At 68.3% G+C, this 18074-nt stretch carries 13 protein-coding genes; 7 read left to right on the plus strand and 6 right to left on the minus strand.

Translation table 11 applies throughout. The features are described from left to right. Positions 1-226 precede the first annotated feature (226 nt). A complete protein-coding gene (locus ACIBX3_RS33205; protein WP_397123938.1) occupies positions 227-868 on the minus strand; it encodes a TetR/AcrR family transcriptional regulator in 642 nt (213 codons plus the stop codon). A 121-nt stretch (positions 869-989) separates the two neighbouring features. Here ACIBX3_RS33205 and ACIBX3_RS33210 point away from each other — a divergent pair, with 121 nt between their 5' ends. Next, positions 990-1373: an ester cyclase gene (locus ACIBX3_RS33210; protein WP_397123940.1), complete on the plus strand. Its 384-nt coding sequence runs from the start codon at positions 990-992 to the stop codon at positions 1371-1373. Positions 1374-1721: 348 nt separating this feature from the next. Here ACIBX3_RS33210 and ACIBX3_RS33215 read toward each other — a convergent pair whose 3' ends face one another. Both ACIBX3_RS33215 and ACIBX3_RS33220 read right to left on the minus strand, forming a co-directional pair. Continuing rightward, positions 1722-2012: a hypothetical protein gene (locus ACIBX3_RS33215; RefSeq protein WP_397123942.1), complete on the minus strand. Its 291-nt coding sequence runs from the start codon at positions 2010-2012 to the stop codon at positions 1722-1724. A gap of 429 nt (positions 2013-2441) precedes the next feature. Further along, a complete protein-coding gene (locus tag ACIBX3_RS33220; RefSeq protein WP_397123944.1) occupies positions 2442-2972 on the minus strand; it encodes a hypothetical protein in 531 nt (176 codons plus the stop codon). Between the two features lie 456 nt (positions 2973-3428). Here ACIBX3_RS33220 and ACIBX3_RS33225 point away from each other — a divergent pair, with 456 nt between their 5' ends. The 3 genes from ACIBX3_RS33225 (at position 3429) to ACIBX3_RS33235 (ending at position 8815) form a co-directional block, all read left to right on the plus strand. After that, positions 3429-5042 carry a phospholipase A2 gene (locus ACIBX3_RS33225; protein ID WP_397123946.1) on the plus strand — a complete coding sequence of 538 codons (1614 nt, stop codon included), beginning with the start codon at positions 3429-3431 and terminating at the stop codon, positions 5040-5042. 174 nt (positions 5043-5216) lie between these two features. Continuing rightward, on the plus strand, positions 5217-7247 hold the full coding sequence (locus tag ACIBX3_RS33230) for a proprotein convertase P-domain-containing protein (protein ID WP_397123948.1): 2031 nt from the start codon (positions 5217-5219) through the stop codon (positions 7245-7247). A 557-nt stretch (positions 7248-7804) separates the two neighbouring features. Then, entirely contained in the window at positions 7805-8815 is a 1011-nt protein-coding gene (locus tag ACIBX3_RS33235) for a serine hydrolase (RefSeq protein WP_397123950.1), read from the plus strand. A gap of 297 nt (positions 8816-9112) precedes the next feature. Here ACIBX3_RS33235 and ACIBX3_RS33240 read toward each other — a convergent pair whose 3' ends face one another. Further along, positions 9113-9409, minus strand: coding sequence for a DUF3817 domain-containing protein (locus ACIBX3_RS33240; protein ID WP_397123952.1), 297 nt, complete (start codon positions 9407-9409; stop codon positions 9113-9115). Between the two features lie 178 nt (positions 9410-9587). Between ACIBX3_RS33240 and ACIBX3_RS33245 the strand changes: the two genes are divergently transcribed. After that, the gene (locus ACIBX3_RS33245) at positions 9588-9959 is read left to right on the plus strand and encodes a hypothetical protein (RefSeq protein WP_397123954.1); all 372 of its coding nucleotides are present in this window, start codon (positions 9588-9590) and stop codon (positions 9957-9959) included. 57 nt (positions 9960-10016) lie between these two features. Here ACIBX3_RS33245 and ACIBX3_RS33250 read toward each other — a convergent pair whose 3' ends face one another. Then, positions 10017-10478, minus strand: coding sequence for a hypothetical protein (locus ACIBX3_RS33250; protein WP_397123956.1), 462 nt, complete (start codon positions 10476-10478; stop codon positions 10017-10019). Between the two features lie 302 nt (positions 10479-10780). Between ACIBX3_RS33250 and ACIBX3_RS33255 the strand changes: the two genes are divergently transcribed. Continuing rightward, positions 10781-12259: a sulfatase gene (locus ACIBX3_RS33255; protein WP_397123958.1), complete on the plus strand. Its 1479-nt coding sequence runs from the start codon at positions 10781-10783 to the stop codon at positions 12257-12259. 494 nt (positions 12260-12753) lie between these two features. Here ACIBX3_RS33255 and ACIBX3_RS33260 read toward each other — a convergent pair whose 3' ends face one another. Continuing rightward, a complete protein-coding gene (locus ACIBX3_RS33260; RefSeq protein WP_397123960.1) occupies positions 12754-15978 on the minus strand; it encodes a family 78 glycoside hydrolase catalytic domain in 3225 nt (1074 codons plus the stop codon). An 887-nt stretch (positions 15979-16865) separates the two neighbouring features. Between ACIBX3_RS33260 and ACIBX3_RS33265 the strand changes: the two genes are divergently transcribed. Further along, positions 16866-17891, plus strand: coding sequence for a LacI family DNA-binding transcriptional regulator (locus ACIBX3_RS33265; protein WP_397123962.1), 1026 nt, complete (start codon positions 16866-16868; stop codon positions 17889-17891). The last annotated feature ends 183 nt before the right edge of the window (positions 17892-18074 follow it).

Raw genomic sequence — 18074 nt, forward strand, 5'->3', positions numbered from 1 at the left:
GCGTGCTACGGCGGGATCGGGAGGAGGCGCGTTGACCCGAATGGCCGGAATGTCGCAGGTCTTCTCCGGGGGATCAAGGCCTGTCGAGGCCGGACGGGCTCAGTTGTTTCACCAGCCCTGAGATTTCACGCCGTCGCGTGAGCCGACCGGTGCGGCAACCATAAGAGGTCCGGTTGCCGTCCGTCGGATCGTGGATCAGATCCCCGTGTTCAGGCGCGTGCGTTACTTATCGGGGCCGGGCCGGGCCGGGCCGGGGCAGGGGTCGTAGCCCGTCGAGGATGAGCTGGGCGATGTGTGCTGAGCGTTTGGGGCTGGTTTCTGCGCCGGCGTGGCGGATCGCGGCGAAGGCACCGGCGACGAGTGCCATCAGCTCTTCGGCGGTGAGGTCGTGGCGCACGACGCCGGCTGCGTGCGCGCGATCAAGCAGGCCTGCGACATGGCGGGTGAGGTCTGTCGCGACGCCCGGGGCGGCGGTGCGCAAGTCGAACTCATCAGCCGCGAGCGCGCTCTTGACTGCCGCGTTCTCGGCGCCGTTGGCCATCATCCGGGACAGCAGCGTGAACAGGGCTGCGGGATCATCGGCGGCGGCGAGCTCTTCTGCCTCCGCCACCAGTTGCTTGAGCTGATCGGTCGCGACGGCGAGATACAGCGCTTCCTTGGTGGAGAAGTGCCGGTGGACGGTGCCGGGGCCAACGCCCGCGCGGCGGGCGATCTCATCGAGTGATACGCCAAGGCCCTCCGCGGCGAACAGCTGCTGCGCGGTCCGAAGCACCCGCTCGCGGTTGCGGCGCGCGTCAGCCCGCAACTCCCGGTCGCTCCCGTGAGCTGCCGTCGGGTTCGCTGGGGCTGGCTCAAGCTGGCTGGACATGTCGGTCTCAGCATAACCGGGGCTCCGCACCGTATACTGTGCCGTAACCGGGGCCGCGCACCGGTTAGAGTCTGCGCCGCTCACCATGACCCGGTCCGTCAGCCACGAGGAGACCACGCCGATGACCACACGCGAGGACGCGAGCGCCCTGGTGCAGCGGATGCAGGAGTGCTTCAACAGCCGGCAATTCGACCAGGCCGCCGACCTGCACACCCCCGGTTTCTTCAGCCATCCGCTCGGCACCACCGGATTCGAGGCAGGCAAGGACGCCTGGCGCGCGGTTACTGCCCGGTTTCCCGGTATGCGCGTCGTCGCCGAGGACATCCTGGTCGACGGCGACAAGGCCGCCGTCCGCTCGACCGTCGAGGGGATCGCGACCCCGGACGGCGCCGCGCAGCCCATGCTGTTCGAGATCTTCCGCATCGACAACGGCCGGTTCGCGGAGATGTGGGGGGCCAGCACGGGATTCCCGCCCTCGGCCGGCCCCGAGGATTTGCTCAGCTGAGCTCGTCGACTCACGCGACCTGATGAGAGTTCGGGCCGGACGATCAGTCGGACGGCGAAGAGTGCCCCTGATCTGGAAGGTTACGGATTGTCGAGATCAACAACCCTCCAGAGGAGGAGCACTCTTCGCATGCAGACCATGCCGAAACGGATGCAAGGGCCGGCGGTTACGGTCGGCGATCGCGGCGCGGGCTCTCATGTCGGTACGGCAGGGCTGCGGATGCCGGCGTTCAAGTCCGCCGAGGCGCGCTACGGCCGAGCTCTACGCCTTGGCTCCCTGCCGGATCCGCACCATGGTGCCTGAGGGGTCGCGGAATGCAGATCATCGGTGCTGAAGGCGATCACCGGGTCAGCGCTCGTCGACGACCTGACCGTTCAGGGCGGTGGCGTCCTTGGTGAGGGCCATGGTCAGCGGCGCCTGCGCGAAGGTAGGCAGGGCGCCGAACGCGGCGCCCATCTGCTCGGCGCTCGCCCAGTGCCAGGTGTCGGTGTAGGTACCGTCCTCGAGCTGGATCAGCACCGCGTGCGTGAGCCCGGGGTGCCCCTCCCGGACGGTCGCGATCAGCGAGCTGCGGCGGGCCAGGAACTCCTCCCGGTCGGCGTCGGCGACGGAGTAGCGGTGCGAACGGACGACGGACATGTCAGTGTTTCCTTCTGTGCGCAGGGGTCGGGACTTACCAGTTGCCGGCGATCTGCCGGATCGGGGCGTTCAGGCGGTTGAAAAGGTCGGTGACAGCGGTCATCAGCAGGATCCAGGCCTCGGCCGCTGACCCGCAGGTGGATCATCTCCAGGAGCTCCTGGGGGAGACCCTGCGACCGAGCGGCCTCATCAGCTCCTGGATCGGCTGAATCGCGGCGGGGATGATCGTGGCGGGGTTCTTCATCCGGGCTTCCATCGTGTTCCCTCCGTCTCGGTTCGTGTGAGATCAGAGTGGCTGACCGGATTGATACATTCCCTATGCGCCCACGATGCGATGGTGATGGGGGATGACCGCCGGCGGCTGCGCGGGCTGGTCTCCAGCGCCTTCACCGTCCGCCGCACCGCTGAGCCGCCACCCCGCCGGAGTGGTCAGCTTTCGTGGCTGGGCCGGGCGGCAAGCTCAGGCAATGATCGCGGGCCATGAGGCTTCACCGGGTGGACTACATCCCGCGATGCGTGGTCCACGAATTGAGCAAGCAGATGGTCGCTCTCCTTGACCTTTGCGTCGAACTCCGGTCGTGACAGGGTGGGACGCATTTCATCGATCGTCTCCAGCACGCTCTTGGCGCAGGCCGTGACGTCGTTGTCGCCGGCGATGATCTGGGCGCGGAACAGGGCGTGCAGGGCTGCCCCTTGAGCGCGGTCGCTTTCAGCGCGAGCTTCGTGATAGGTCGGCCCTTCAGCATCATCCTGTGCTCTGTACCAACGCGTTATCCGAGCCTGCCGATAAGTAGTTGAAGCGACGGCGAAGGCTCCATATGCCTCAATCCGCTCTTGACGGAGGTTGGAGTCTCGGGACCGCATTTCCATCTGATCGGTCATGCGGCGTTGTAACCAGTGGGTGACGATGGACCCCAGAAGGGTCCCTGCAACGGCGACGACTGCCAGCACAGCTTCCATGGCCTTATGGCATCACATCCGACCATGGGATCGGTATGCCGAATGGCGACCACACCCTCGGGGACGGGCACGACGAGGGCGCCGTCCTCGGGCCGCTGGTCGACCGCGCGGTCAGCCATCACGGCGGCCTGCACCGCCGCGGTCGCCGGCAAAGCGGGTGCCGGCGGCGCTCATTTTCCTGTGGCACCGAACTCGTGAATGGCCGAATATGGCTTCATGTCGTGCCGTTGAGACATTATTCTCGAAGGCTCCACACCACCCCTATAAATTCTCCATAAGCTCACCATACGGCCTTCTGACCTGCGCTTACGCTTGAATTAATTGTGCCCCGGACATGGCTTCATGGATGATTTGAGCATCGCTCCATAAAAATGTCAACCTCTTGCCGAAGTGCTTTATCGGCATTTACTCTCCAGGTGATCAAATCAGTTTTTCCCCTTTGCCTGGAGGCACCACTTGCGCCGATTAGCGCTTCCCGCCGCCCTCGCGGCGATGCTCATCCCCTTCCTCGCCCCGGAGGTCTCCGCCACCACCGCGCTCGACGACCCGCCGCTCGCCGACGTGCAGGAGGTCGGCCCCGGCCAGTACTCCTCCGACACCAAGACCTTCAAGCTCTCCGAGCTGGACGTGTCCGCGGGGGCGATCAGCCGCAAGCACGGTGTGGCTCTGACCGGCGGCGATCTGGCCCGGCCGCAGTCGGCCCCGGCCACCCGCCCCGAGCTCGGCGTCTTCGGGCCGGGCTGGCAGGCCGAGTTCGTCGGCGGGGAGATCAACCGGAAACTGGAGAACCAGGCCGGCACCATCGTCGTCACGGAGCTCGAGGAAGGGACGTCCACGCGCTACCCCCTGAAGAGCAGCGTCTCCTTCCCCGACGGCGGCGGCATCCAGACGTACGAGGCCGACGACGGATCCCAGATCACCGAAACCACCAAGTGGGACGCGGCCGTCGGAGCGATGCGCACCACGACGACCGAGACGTTCGTGACGGATCTGGGCCCCCTGGATCCGGGCGACGACCCCATCACCAACGCCGACGGCACGCCCATCAGCGCCAACGACCTCAAGCTCACCTACACCTGGTCGCGGCCGGCCGGGGCGCCCAGCGCCGACCCCTGGCGGGTGACCAGCGTCGGCACCGCCGCCTTCGGCAAGTCCGTGGTCACCTACGACGGCCAGGGCCGGGTCAGCACCGTCAAGGAACCGGCGACCGCCGAGTCTCCCGAGTCCGTCACCAGGTTCACCTACGCCACGGCCACCACGGCCACCGGCACCTCCTTCGGCGACTTCGCGGGCCGGCTCAAGGCAGTCACGGTCACCTACGGAACTCAGGCGCCGCAGACCGAGGCCGGCTACGCCTACGACCCGAACGGCCTGCTGCGCACCGTCACCGATCCCAGCGTGGGCGCCACCCAGGCGACCTACGCCTACGACACGGTAGGACGCCTGTCGTCGATCGAGTCCGTCAGCAACGGCGGATGGCAGCTCACCTTCCCGGCGGGCGCCGCGGCTCCCGAGGTGACCCCCACCGCCACCGACATGCCCGTCAACGGCGGGATGACCGAGGGCGCGGCCGGGCTCGACGACCCCAACGCCACCGAGCCGCCGGCCAGTGACTTCCTGCCGGACGGCGTGGACCCCCCGCAGTCCTACCCGCGCAAGTGCGACACGGCCAAGACCTGGATGTGGTACACGAAGTCGGGCTGCTCGGCCTGGGCATACCACGGCGGCAAATGGAAGAAGCCCGACTGGAAGCGGACCGCCAGCGGCTTCAAGGTCAGGGGCATCGTTCACGACCACTGCACGAAGCCGGGACCGGACCGCCCCGCCGGGTTCGACTTCCGGCCGGCCTGTGACTCCCACGACTACGGGTACGGCCTGATGACCAACCAGAAGAAGAAGTACAAGTACTACCTCGACCGCACTGTCCGGCGAAAGCTCGACGTGGACACCCGGTTCTACATCACCCTGCGCGACAAGGTGTGCGGTGGCTACTTCATCCTGGTCCGTGGCGCCTGCAGGAAGATCGCCAAGGTCTACTACGCGGCTGTCGCCGCGTTCGGCATGCCGTGACAACGGCGTGAGCAAGACAGAGCCTGCGTTGTGACCCTTCCCCGGGGACCTTCCCGGGGGCCTCATCCGGGCCGGACGGCGGCATCGCCCGCCGTCCGGCCCCCCTCATGCCCTGCACGTCCTTTATGTAAGGCGCGGTACGTGATGAAATCACCAGTCTTAATCTGTGTCATCGTGGCGCTGGCGGCCACGGCGATCGCGACCGGGCCGGCCCACGCGTCACCGGCCCCTTCGGCGTCCACTTCACCGGCCACTTCGGCGGGACAGCAGGCCACGTCGGCGAGCCCCTGGATCGAGCCCCAGTTGAGCGAGCGGGTGGCCGCCGCGGGCAAGATCAGGGTGAACGTGGTGAGCAAAACCCGCGCCGGCCTGCCGGACGCGGCAAGTAGCGGTCAGGTCGTCCAGCAGCTGTCCCGCTTCCCCGTGGTCACCCTGCGCGTCGACGCGGCCGGGCTGGACCGGCTGGCCAAGCTGCCCGGCGTGGTGAGCGTGACCGAGGACCGCCCGGTGCCGCCGGTGCTGGCCGAGAGCGTCCCGCTCATCGGCGCGGACAAGACCAGGGCCGCGGGCAAGACGGGCGCCGGCAGCGTGGTGGCCGTGCTGGACACCGGCGTCGCGGTCAACCACCCGTTCCTCAAGGACCGGGTGCTGGACGAGGCCTGCTTTTCCCCCATCGACGCCGAATACTCCGCCACCAGCCTGTGTCCCGACGGCACCCCCCAGCAGGAAGGGCCGGGCGCCGCCGACACCGACCAGGGCCCGTGCGCCGACCCGGCGCTGGAGTGCGACCACGGCACCCACGTGGCCGGTATCGCGGTGGGCGACGGCCAGGGCGTGACCGGTGCCCCGCCGGCCGGCGTCGCGCCTGGCGCCGAACTCGTCGCCATCCAGGTGTTCAGCAAGTTCACCTCCGAAGACCTGTGCGGCGTGGGCGCCGCCCCGTGCGTGCTCAGCTTCACCAGCGCCCAGCTCGCCGGCCTGGAGAAAGTGCTGGAACTGAAGGACGGCGGGGTGCCGCTGGTGGCCGCCAACCTCAGCCTGGGCGGCGGCCAGTACACCGCCGCCTGCGACGCCGACCCGCGCAAGACGGTCATCGACGGCCTGCGCACCGCCGGCGTGGCCACCGTGGTCGCGGCCGGCAACAACGGCTACGGCACCGCCGTCAGCGCTCCCGCCTGCGTGTCCTCGGCCATCGCCGTGGGCGCCACCACCGACCAGGACGGCGTGGCCGCCTTCAGCAACCGCGGCGCGCTGCTGGACCTCTTCGCCCCCGGCGTGTCCATCGTCTCCTCCGTCCCCGGCGGCCGGTGGGCCTCCCTGAACGGCACCTCGATGGCCGCCCCGCATGTCGCCGGCGCTCTGGCCGTGCTGAGCCAAGCACTGCCCGACGCCCCGCTGACCCAGCTCGAAACCGCCTTGAAGACCACCGGCAAATCCATCGCCTACAGCGGCCTGACCACGCCCCGCATCCAGGTCGACTCCGCCGTGCTGGGTCAGGCCCCCGACCCCGACGCCTGGTCCATCCCGTACTACGAGAACATGAAGGACACCGCGATCCCCGACCACGGCACCGTGACGTCCTCCATCGCGGTCACCGGCCTGCTCGGCAGCGCGCCCGCCACCACCGAGGTGTACGTCGACATCCACCACACCTGGCGCGGCGAACTGAAGATCGACCTGATCGCCCCGGACGGCAAGGTCTACCCGCTGCAGGCCAACGACCCCAACGACAGCGCCGACATCCTGCACGAGACCTACCAGGTCAACGCCAGTGCCTCCCCGGCCAGCGGCACCTGGAAACTACGCGTACAGGACGTCGAATGGGTCGACACCGGCTACATCGACGGCTGGTGGATCCGGCTGCCCTGCTTCGGCAACTGGGACGACGGCACCATCCCCGATCCCGGCGCCGCCGAATCCAGCATCATCCTGGCGTGGATCAACGGCAACGCCCCCACCCGCACCCGGGTCCACGTCGAGATCGAGCACACCTGGCGCGGCGACCTGAAGCTCGACCTGATCGCGCCGGACGGCAAGGTGTACGCGTTGCGGGCCGCCGATCCCAAGGACGGCACCGACAACATCGACGAGAACTACTGGGTGAACGCCGGCGCCTCACCAGCCAGCGGCACCTGGAGACTCAAAGTCGAAGATCTCGCCAAGGGCGACACGGGCTACATCGAAGGATGGACCCTGACGCTGTAGAGGCATCTGCCGGACGGCTGCCCGCGCGCCTGCCGCGGGCAGCCGGTCCGGCTTTCCTCGATGCCCGCGGACTTTGACCGGCCATGCCGCCCCCGCGACTCACCACGACGAGGAGGGGCGTCTCCCGAACTCGGCAACTGAAGTACGACAACAATTCGGCGCTGCACAGTGGCTCCCGCACGCCGGATCCATTAACCAGTGAGAAGTTATCGGTCGGCGATTTGCGTCCGTGAGCCGGGATGACAGCAGTCGGTCTCGGATGCGATGCGCAGCCTGCTTGACGTGCATGGATGCGCTTTTCGGGCAGCCGCAATGCCGGAAAGGCTGATATATCGATCAATGCCGAAAAGGCTCATCGATCGCTCATCCGGAGAACGGTTACCGGCGAACAAAGGACAAACGACTGATGTCGAAATATGTGAGGTGGTTCCGGCGCAGGGTGGGCCGGAACCCGCCAGGGACGCGCCCGGGGGCGGTGCGCGCAAGGGGGATAGATGAACATCGGTGCGAGAACGCGCCGGGCTGTCCAGCCTGGGGCGAAACGGGGAACGGCGCGCATGTTCGCCACGGCCGTCCTGGCGCTGGCGGTCACCGGGGCCGGGCAACTGGCGGTCAGTACGGGAACGGTCCAAGCCGCGGTCCTGCCGGGCGTCGCGCCCGGCGTCGACGACGGGTCGGGCCCGTACACGGATGCGCTGTTACGCGGGCTCGCCGCCTACGAGGCGGGGGCCACGTTCTTCGTCGTGGGGCTGAACGTCGCCGCGTACCCGTCCATTCTGAGCCGGACCGTCGCGGCCGGGAGCGAGGTCGTCGCCATGACCACGACGCCGGGGACGTCCGCGTTCCAGAAGCCGCTCACCCGGGCGGTCGACCGTTATCTGGACGACGTCCCCGGCCAGGTGGCGGTGTCGGTGCGGGATCTGTCCACCGGAATGTCGTACTCCTACAACCCCGGGCTCAGGACGGCCACGGCCAGCATCGTCAAGGTCGACATGGTGATGGCGCTGCTGCTCAAGGCCCAGAGTGAGCGGCGCGGCCTCACGGGCTGGGAGCGGCGGGCCGCCGCACAGGCGATCAAGGTCAGCGACAACGCGGCCGCGTCGGCGCTGTGGTCGGCGATCGGGGGCGCGTCCGGGCTGGCCGCCGCGAACAGGAAGTTCGGCCTGCGCGAGACGACGCCCGGCGCGGGCGGGGCGTGGGGCTCGACCACCACCAGCGCCGCCGACCAGGTGCGGCTGCTGACCGCGCTCACCTCGCCCAAGAGCCCGCTCTCCGAGAAGAACCGCCGGTACGTGCTGGGGCTGATGGGCGGTGTGGCGCCGGAGCAGGCGTGGGGTGTCAGCGCGTCCGGGCGCGAGGGTGCGGACGTGGCTGTCAAGAACGGCTGGCTGCCGCGTGAGCGGCATGGGGGGCGGTGGACGGTCAACAGCATCGGGCGGGTGCGGGATCGGGGGCGCACGTACCTGATCGCCGTCATCTCGCACCGGCACGGGTCGATGGGCGCGGGTGTGACGGCGGTGGAGCGAGTGAGCCGGCTCGTCACCGACGCCCTGGTTCAACGGGGGTGATGGGAGGCGAAGCGAACCACTCCGCTCGGACGGGCGGAGTGGTTCGGGCAGCCGGCGACGGCACGTCTCCCGCATGAGCACGGAATGGCGTGAATTTCAGTCCGCTATCCGGGAGCACGTGCCCCATGTGGTGAATTTGAACCAGTCGCCGGTGGCGTCGGTCACGACCACCTCGATGGCCACGTCCTTGCCGACCGTGCAGCCGATCCTGAGCATTTTCCGGTCGTTGAACTGCGCCGGGAGATTCCGGCGGCCGTCCGTGTCGTCCGGCGCGCCCGCACGTGCGATACGTCGGGGTCAGGAGAGTTGCCCGGCCGTCGTGCGCGCCGCCATCCGCCGTTCGAACCACACCGAGGTGAACGGCGGCACCGCGCATGCCAGGCCGAGCACCACTGCGCCCCGGCTCCAGCCCGCTTCCCGTGCCGAGAGCACCACTCCGAGTGCATACAGCACGAACAGCGCCCCGTGGATCGGCCCGAACACCTTCACCCCGAGTTCGCCGGTCGCGGCGACGTACTTGAAGAACATCCCGACCAGCAGCCCTGCCCACGAGCACGCCTCGGCCACCGCTACGACTCGAAACCAGCGCAGCACGCTCCACCCTTTCCCTAGTACCGCGCATACTCTACAAGCTGTAGAGGATGGCCGTGGCGGCGCTGCTCGCGGTCTGAGCGTTCATCGGGCGAGCTCAGGGCCCGGTAAATGTCCGGTCGCTGACTGTTTTCCTCGCCCCATGAGAGCGTGAGGTGCCCAGCAAAAGGATCAATCCTCAATGCGGCGGCTGTACGTGGAGGTGGCCAACGGCGGCTTCGGCCCGCGTGGCTCGGTCCTCGGGGTCCCCGACGCTCCCGGCCCCCGCCTGGGCACCGACATCGTCGAGTGTCACGAACTGTTCACCGCCGCGCCGCGCCGGCTGGTCCCCGCCGGCGCGGTCTGGTTGTGCGACTGGGGCAGCACGATCTGGTCCTTGACGGACTGCCGCGATCCTGCCGGCCCGATGTGGGTGTGGGATCCGGTGGCGCCCGGAGAGGTTCCGGGCGCGCCGCTGGTGCCTCAGCACCTGACCCTCGCCGAGTGGCTGACGGCGTGGCTGGACGGCTCCTACGGCGAGGGTTTCAGCCCTTCAGCCCTCCGGCACGGCTAGTGCCGCCGCGAAAAGCCGCCTCCTGCTCAACCCGGAATCGGCCATGACCGCCTCCGCTCAGTTGAAGGGGTTGTCGTAATACGGCGTCGACTTCGTGCGCGACCTGTACTGACCCTGGCGGTCGAACCACCCACCCGTCAACTGGAAGCGAATGTTCCTGACGATGTCGCCGTGAGTTACGTCATTGGCAGAGTACACGCGCAAAGTGAGCTGGCACCCGGGCGCGGTCGGCCCGGTCGAATACCCCACGCTCTGCCACACGTCGTTGATGTAGACGTCGAAGTTCGGCGCGGGGTAGGCGCGCTGCCAGCAGACGTTCACGTTGAACGTGTACCTCCTGTTCCCGTCATCGAACGCCACCGTGCCTTCCGCGCGGGCCAGTTGCAGCCCCTGACCGTCGTCTGAGACCAACTGCAGGTAGACCTGCTGTGGCGGGCCGTACGTCGCGTGCGCGGGCGTCGTCGGCAGGAGAACGGCCGCGAGCATCGCGATGGCGATGGCGATCGAACGAGCTGTCAATTCGCACCTCCTGTTTGAGTGGAGCGCCATGAACTGCGTCGGACGTTATTGTTGAATCGTCAATCGGTCCAGCGACGGCAATTTGCGCGCGCAATCCGGCCGGACTTAAACAAGGCACCGGCGCGTCCCTTGCGTCTGCCATTCCGGCGGTCACCAGGACGGAAAAGGGGGCACGGCGAGCCCGCCGCCAAGGCGCGGACCGTGAAAATTTCATTGACTGACGAATGTTGTGGAAATTTGCACCGGATGTCTAGCATTGTGGCTCCCGAACCTCACCGGTCACACCCTCGAAGTGGAGCCGCATGCTCGCCCTTCCTCGCCTGCGCCGGTTACTCGCGATCCTGCTCGCCCTGACCGGAGTCGCCACGCTGACGGCCGGGACCCCCGCCGTCGCACGCCCCGTCCAGCCCAACGTGGTCGTCATCATGGTCGACGACATGAACATGTACGCCCTGCAGTACCTGCGTAACGTGCAGTCCCTCATCGCCGGGCAGGGGACGACCTTCGACACCAGCGTGGTGTCGTACTCGCTGTGCTGCCCGTCCCGCGCGACCTTCCTGACCGGCCAGTACGCGCACAACCACGGAGTGCTGAACAACGCGCCGCCCGACGGCGGATACGAGAAGCTGCCCGCCGAGACGCTGCCGGTGTGGCTGGGCCGGGCCGGCTACGACACCGGGCACGTCGGCAAGTTCCTCAACCGCTACGGCCGGGCGAACCCCACCGAGATCCCGCCCGGCTGGAGCGAGTGGTACGGCTCGGTCGACCCGACCACGTACAGGATGTGGGGATACACGCTCAACGAGAACGGCGTACTACGCACCTACGGCACCCCCGGCGTCGAGGATCCCGAGCTCTACCAGACCGACGTCTACGCCCGTAAGGCCGTCGACTTCATCCGGCGCAAGGCGCCTGCCGGCAAGCCGTTCTTCCTTTCCTTCGCGCCGCTGGCGCCGCACGGCGAAGGCAACACTCCGGCGGAGTTCCGTACGCGGCGCAACCCCCGGCCCGCCCCGCGGCATCTCGGCGCCATGGACGGCGTGACGCTGCCGAAGCCGCCCAGCTTCGACGAGGCCGACGTCTCCGACAAGCCCGCCGCCGTCCGCAACCGGCCCAGGATCGGCGCCGCGGCCCAGCAGCGCATGCAGAACGTCGCGCTCAAGGGCCGCCTGGAGTCCCTCCTGGCGGTGGACGACGCGGTCGCCGGCATCGTGAAGGCCCTGCGCGAGTCGGGCGAGCTGAACGACACGCTCATCGTGTTCACCTCGGACAACGGCTGGATGCAGGGCGAGCACCGCATCCGCAACGGCAAGGTGGTCCCGTACGAGGAGTCGATCCGGGTTCCGCTGATCATGAGAGGGCCCGGCCTTCCGGCCGGCAAGCATGTCAAGACGATCGCGGCCAACATCGACCTCACGCCGACGATCCTCGACGCCGCGCACGCGACCGCCGCGGTCACCCTCGACGGCCGCTCGCTGCTGCCGTTCGTCAACGGCGACGCCACGATCCCGCGCGCCGTCGTGATCGAGACCGGCCCCAGGACGGGCGGCGGCAACTGGTACGCCGGCCTGCGGGCGCAACGGTGGAAGTATGTCGAACACTCGACCGGCGAGCTGGAGCTGTACGACCTGCAACGCGACCCGTACGAGCTGACCAGCGTGCACGCCGACCCGAGCTACGACGCCACCCGGCAGGCTCTCGCCGAGCGGCTGGCGCGGCTACGGACGTGCGCGGGTGCCGCGTGCCACCAGTGGAGCCCCGTCCCCGGGCCCCGGCTCTGATCGATCCGCTCCGCATCGCCAGCCTTCGGGCGCACTGAACAGTCCGGTGGTGCCAGGTGGCAGCGAGACGTCCACCGTCAAAGTGGTGCCGCTGATCGACCGGGCGACGGATGCCGGCTCGAACTCCCGGCGGAGCAGCGACACCGGGCCGGGGGTGGTCCGTCCCCGGTCACTGGGCAGATGGACGGGACGGGCCGTCCAGTCCTCGTCGCCGAGCAGCGCGGCCTCCACCCGGGCGGGTACGCTCCATCCCGTCCACCCGTGGTCGGTGCGGACACGGACGCGCCAGTATCGGACCTCGCGGCTGTGCAGCGGCTCGGCCGGCCATGGTGATCCGTCACGACATCGGACTCTTGCGGGGTGGCCACGAGACCGGAGTCGTCCGCGGTTCGCAGCCCGATGACCGCCGTCGTGGTGTCCGCCGGGTGTCGTGCCTCGAAGCTCGGCACCGGTCCCCGCACGGCGGTGCCGAGCGGAGACCGGTAGTCAGCGGATCAGCGGGCCGTTGCCGCAATGAAGGTGAACGAACCGGACGGGACGTCGTACACGGCGTAGTTTCCCTCCATCCGCAGGAACCTGGCCCGATGCGGGCTCGCGACAGAACGAGAGTCCTTGGCCGGCACCCAGACCTCGGCGGTGGTGTTCGCGGGCACGTCGATCGTCAGCTTGAACCATCGATCATCTTTGGCCCATGCGGAGCGGGCGACGCCTTGGGGTGTTTCGTAGCCGCCCTTGACGGAAGTGAGGTCGCCGACCGGCTTGGGCTGGATGACGAGCTTCCGGTAGGCGGTGGAGCCGCCGGCCTCGCGGATGCCGGCCAGACCGGTGTGGAACCATTCCTCGATCTGGGCGAGGATCATGTGGTTCTTCGAGGCCCCGCGGTTCCACTGCTCGCCGATCGTGGTCATGCCGCCCGGGTTGGCGCTGGTGGGCTGCATGAAGAACCCGTAGCTCGGCTGGTCGTCCGCCTGCAGCAACTCCCACAGGACGTCGTCCCTGCCGCCGCCGGCCAGTGCCCGGACCGTCGAGGCCATGCCGATGGTGCCGCCGCTGAAGTGCGGGCCGTCGCCGTTGGGGTGGAAGGCGTACACGAGTTCGACGAGCGCGTCGAGGACGGCTTGGCGCTCACCGCCGGGGACGAGCCCGGCGTCGAGCGCGAGCGCCTGTGCCGTCTGGGTGGCGCCGGCGGTTCCGGCGTTGCCCGCGCTGGTGTAGCGGCGTAGCTCCTGGTTGTAGAAGTGGGCGTTGAAGGCGTTCTTGATGTCGGCGGCGAGCCTTTGGTAGCGGGCGGCGTCGTCGGCATGGCCCGTCAGTCCGGCCATCGTGGCCAGTTTCGTGATCATCATGTAGTAGCCCCAGGTGCCGGTGATCCGGCCCGAGGTCTGGTCGGCCGCGACCCAGTCGGCGAGCGCGGCGTCGACGATGTGCGCGTTCTCGCCCGTCCCTGCCTTCTGGCGCTGGATGTAGTCGGCGAAGGCGACCATCTGGTCGTAGTAGCGCGTCATCGTGTCGGTGTCGCCGTAGAGCTCGTAGAGCATTGCGGGGACCAGAATGATGGCGTCGCCCCAGTTGATCTCGTCGCCGAAGCGTCCGCTGTAGCCCCAGTCGTAGACCGGGGTTTTCAACGCCACGTTCCCGCGCATCGGGGTGTCGGCGATCGACTGTCCCTCGACGAGGTGCCGCATGTGGGTCCGCAGGTAGGCGGCGAGTTCGTGATTGCGGTGGATGGCGCCCATCGGCATCGTGTAGTCGGCCGGATAGGACAGCTTCTCGCGGCCGGGGCAGTCGGTGAACACCGACATCATGTTGGACGCGAAGGAGTACCGGGCCATCGTGTGGATGCGGTTGACGCGGGCGTCGGAGGTGGTGACCTCGCCCGCGACGGGCGTGGCGACCTGCAGGCGGATGCCCTTGATCAGGTCCTTCGCAGGGGTGTAGCCCTCTGGCAGGCCGGTGACCTGGATCCACTGCATGCCGAAGTAGTTGAAGTCGGGGTGCCAGGTCTCGCCGCCGCGCAGTCCGGCCGTGGTGTAGGTGTTGAACAGGTCGCGGCCTCGGGAGCCGCCTCCGCCCATGAGGGAGGCCTGGTCGACGGTTCCGTCGGCGGCGAGTGACTCGGCGGGGGCCATCCGGATGGTGACCCCGGCGGGCATGGTGCCCTTGAGGTTGAGCTGCGGCCACCCGCTGATGTTCTGGCCGAGGTCGAACACCCAGGTGCCGGGGACCGGGTTCGTCATGGCGACCGGCGTGAACGTCTCGACGGCCTTGACCGGCTCGGCCGTACGGGCGACGAGCTTGGTGGCGAGGTTCGGGGGTGGCGCGATCCCGGCGTCCGCCCATCCCATGTCCGAGCCGTCGCGGCGCTTGGCGGTGGCCGACAGGTCGGACCCGGGCTGGTCCCAGCCGGGCTGGTCGCGCCGGGCGTCGTAGTCCGAGCCGGAGTACCAGGCGTCGGTGACGAGGGCGCCGAGTGCGGTGCGCCAGCTTCGGTCGGAGACGATGACGTCCGTCGAGCCGTTGCCGTAGGTGATTTCCAGGCGGGCGATCAGGCGGGGGGTGACCGCCGCGCCGGCGCTCGGGTCGCTGGCGGCGATGTTGTTGCCCGATCCGGTCACCGTCGCGCCGGAGGAGTGTGGCTTGGACAGGCCCGGGGTGAAGGTGATCCCGGTTCCCCCGGCGCCCGCGGTGCCGATCGCGGTGATGGTGCGGGATTCGAGGGTGTCGCCACCGTTGCCGGTGTCGACGTTGACGGTGCCGCCGACGTGGTAGCCGGCGACGTCGTTCAGTTTCACGGTCGTGGCGCCGGCTTCGGCGTCGGCGGCCAGGGTGCCGCTGCCTTTGAGCTGGCTCTGCCACCACGAGTAGGGGGCCGTGCGGCCGACGGCAGGGTTGGTGACGCTGCGCCGCACGTAGGCGGGGCCGTTGCCGAGCCGGACGCCGAGGGTGTTGGCGCCGGCGCGCAGGTCGTCGGTGATGTCGTAGGTGCGGTACTCGCTGGAGAGCTGGTAATTGGAGTAGCCCGGTGCGAGCACCTCGTCGCTGAGCTTGCGGCCGTTCAGGGTCGGCAGGTGCAGGCCGACGCCGGACAGGTGGAGACGGGCACTGGCCATGCGCTTCTTGCGGTCGACGTCGAACTGGCGGGCGAAGATCGGCATGGGCTGCGTCTCGGCGCGGCCCGGGTAGTCGATCCAGCGCGCGGGACCCCAGTCGCTCTGCTGGAGCAGGCCCATCTCCCAGGAGGAGGGTTCGCTCCAGGCCGACGGCCTCTTGTCCGCGTCCCAGACGCGGACGTGCCAGACGACCTTCTGGCGTGAGGTCAGAGCCCGGCCGGCGTAGCGGATGCCGGACTGGACGGCGGAGTTCACCTTGCCGGAGTCCCAGATCAGCCGGCCGCGCCCGAGGTTCTCCTCGCTCGTCGCCGCTTGGACCTGGTAGGCGGTCTGCGCGTCAGCCGGGCAGGCCGCCCGCGAGAGCGGCCTGCGGCAGGGGTGAGCCGCGGCTTGCCGGGTCTCCTTCATCCGCCACCCCAGGGACGGGGTGGGGTTGTCGAGGCCGAGCGGTTCGTCGTACCTGCCGTCCATGGTGAGGTCGACGACCTGGACGGGCGATGGCGCGCCTGCGGCGACAGCCGGTGGAACGCCGAAGGGCTGCGAGAGCACGAGGGTGAAGGACACCCCAAGTCCTGCGAGCATGCGGATCCGACGACGTAATTCGGACACAGGTCACTCCTTTCCCGGGCGGCCTCGTCGAGCCGGCCGGTACTGCTTCGCCTGCTGCTGCCCGGGATTGCTCCTCGTCGTCGGCGCCCTTCGCCGCGGGGCCGTCTTCAGCGGCGATGCGCGCACGGTTTTCACAATGCGCTCCCGGAACTATAAATCGATTTAACCGAGGTCATTGTCGTCAACGTAAGCGTTACACCCGCTGCCGTCAAGAGGTAATTCGAGCAACGGTTCCCGGCATTGACGCACGTGCAGTCGATATAGCCAACCGAGAAATGAATAACGTTACTCGCCCTGATGCGGGCTTTGACCTGGCGGAACCACGTCGCCCCCGCCGAACTCACGCCCTGGCTGACCGACGGCATGCTGCGCCGACCGTGGCCCAGCAGGATCCTTTGACCTGCTCATTCACCAGCGGTCCGATTCGGGCCGGACGACGAACACCCGCCCCGCGATCCCTCTTATGATCTGATGGATTAAAACGTTTTGCCTCAATTTCGTTGGTAGAGGGTACGTGAGCGACTCTCCGCCCCTCTCGGAGTCACGGAACGTCAGCAAGTCTTTCGGCGCCGTGCAGGCAGTGGGGAACGTACGCCTGGAGCTGCGCGCCGGCGAGGCACACGGCCTGGTGGGCGAGAACGGGGCAGGCAAAGCTCACGCACCACGTTACGGCTTGCCCCGAACGGAGCGGCGAGCTCACGCTCGGAGGGGAGTCCAGGAGCGTGCGCGACACCGATTCCGGTCCGTCGCGCTCAGATTCCTCCCGTCGGCGGTGACGGGTGATGTCGCCCAAGGTGGGCATCGCCCTGAGCTCATACAATCGGATCAGCCTCGGGAGATGGAGTTTCATGGTCACGTCTGGTCGACGACGAGTGACGATCTCCGATGTGGCGAGCCACGCCCAGGTCTCCGTCACAGCGGTGTCGAAGGTGATCCGCAACGCCACCGGCGTCAGCCCGGCCATGAGGGACCGGGTCAAGACCGCCATCGAGGAATTGGGCTATCGACCGCAGGCCGTCGCGCGCGGGATGCGCGGGCGCACCTACACGATCGGCCTGATGCTGCCGCACATCAGAAATCCCTTCTTCGCCGACATCCTCGACGGTCTCACCGACTACCTGGACAGCACCGACTACCAGGCGTTCATGATCCAAGGAGGCGCCACCCGCAAGGTCGAGAGGCGGGCGGTCGACGCCCTCATGGACCGGCAGGTGGACGGCATCATCATGGTCGCCCCGCTCGCCTCGAAGGCACGGCTGGAGGAGGTGGCGAAGGAGAAGCCCACCGTGGTGCTGGCCCGGCACGAGGGGTCGGGGTTCTACGACTCGGTGTTCGACGACGACGAAGCGGGCGCGGAGCTCGTCGTGAAACACCTCATCGAGCTGGGGCACCGCCGGATCGCCCACATCACGCACCAGGACGACAGCCAGGCGCGCCCTGCCGACCTGCTGCACAACATCCGGGCCGCGACCTATGAACGTGTGATGCGCGAGCACGGCCTCGCCGACGAGATCGCCATCGCGACCAGCTTCTACAACGAACAAGGCGGCTACGACGGGGCACGCCAGTTGCTGGGCCGTTCTCCGCGCCCCACGGCGATCTTCGCGGGAGCCGACCAGGCGGCGCTCGGCACACTCGCCGCGGTCCACGAGATGGGCCTTTCCGTCCCGGCGGACGTCTCGGTCGCCGGCTACGACAACATCCACCTCGCCGCCCTTTCCAACATCACGCTGACAAGCGTCGACCAGGACGGCGCCGTGATGGGCCGCGCCGCGGGGAAGCTGCTGCTGGAACGCATCGAAGGCCGGATGACCTCGGTGCGCTTCTCCGTGACCCCCACTCTGGTCGTCCGCGGCTCCACGGCCCCGCCAGAGGGCTCGGTGGATGCTTCGCCTTCGACGGCGAAGCGGTAGCCGGGGCAGGGTCGTCTTCCCCCGACGGGGTCAGGCCGCGCAACACCTGAAGGGCAGCTGACCGGTCGGTCTCACCCGCGGCGCGTCTGCTTTGTCGGTCGCTGTCTTCCGCAGGCACGGCCAAGCAGGGAAACGTTGCATTAAAGATCTTGGAATCAGCGATCTAAGCTGGGAAAAGTCTGG

It is taken from the genome of Nonomuraea sp. NPDC049480 (assembly GCF_044465905.1).
Classification (GTDB): domain Bacteria; phylum Actinomycetota; class Actinomycetes; order Streptosporangiales; family Streptosporangiaceae; genus Nonomuraea.

Excerpts from the sequence above, each read along its gene's own strand:
- ACIBX3_RS33205 (WP_397123938.1), bottom strand. The coding sequence starts at position 868 with ATGTCCAGCCAGCTTGAGCCAGCCCCAGCGAACCCGACGGCAGCTCAC.
- ACIBX3_RS33210 (WP_397123940.1), top strand. The coding sequence starts at position 990 with ATGACCACACGCGAGGACGCGAGCGCCCTGGTGCAGCGGATGCAGGAG.
- ACIBX3_RS33215 (WP_397123942.1), bottom strand. The coding sequence starts at position 2,012 with ATGTCCGTCGTCCGTTCGCACCGCTACTCCGTCGCCGACGCCGACCGG.
- ACIBX3_RS33220 (WP_397123944.1), bottom strand. The coding sequence starts at position 2,972 with ATGGAAGCTGTGCTGGCAGTCGTCGCCGTTGCAGGGACCCTTCTGGGG.
- ACIBX3_RS33235 (WP_397123950.1), top strand. The coding sequence starts at position 7,805 with ATGTTCGCCACGGCCGTCCTGGCGCTGGCGGTCACCGGGGCCGGGCAA.
- ACIBX3_RS33245 (WP_397123954.1), top strand. The coding sequence starts at position 9,588 with ATGCGGCGGCTGTACGTGGAGGTGGCCAACGGCGGCTTCGGCCCGCGT.
- ACIBX3_RS33255 (WP_397123958.1), top strand. The coding sequence starts at position 10,781 with ATGCTCGCCCTTCCTCGCCTGCGCCGGTTACTCGCGATCCTGCTCGCC.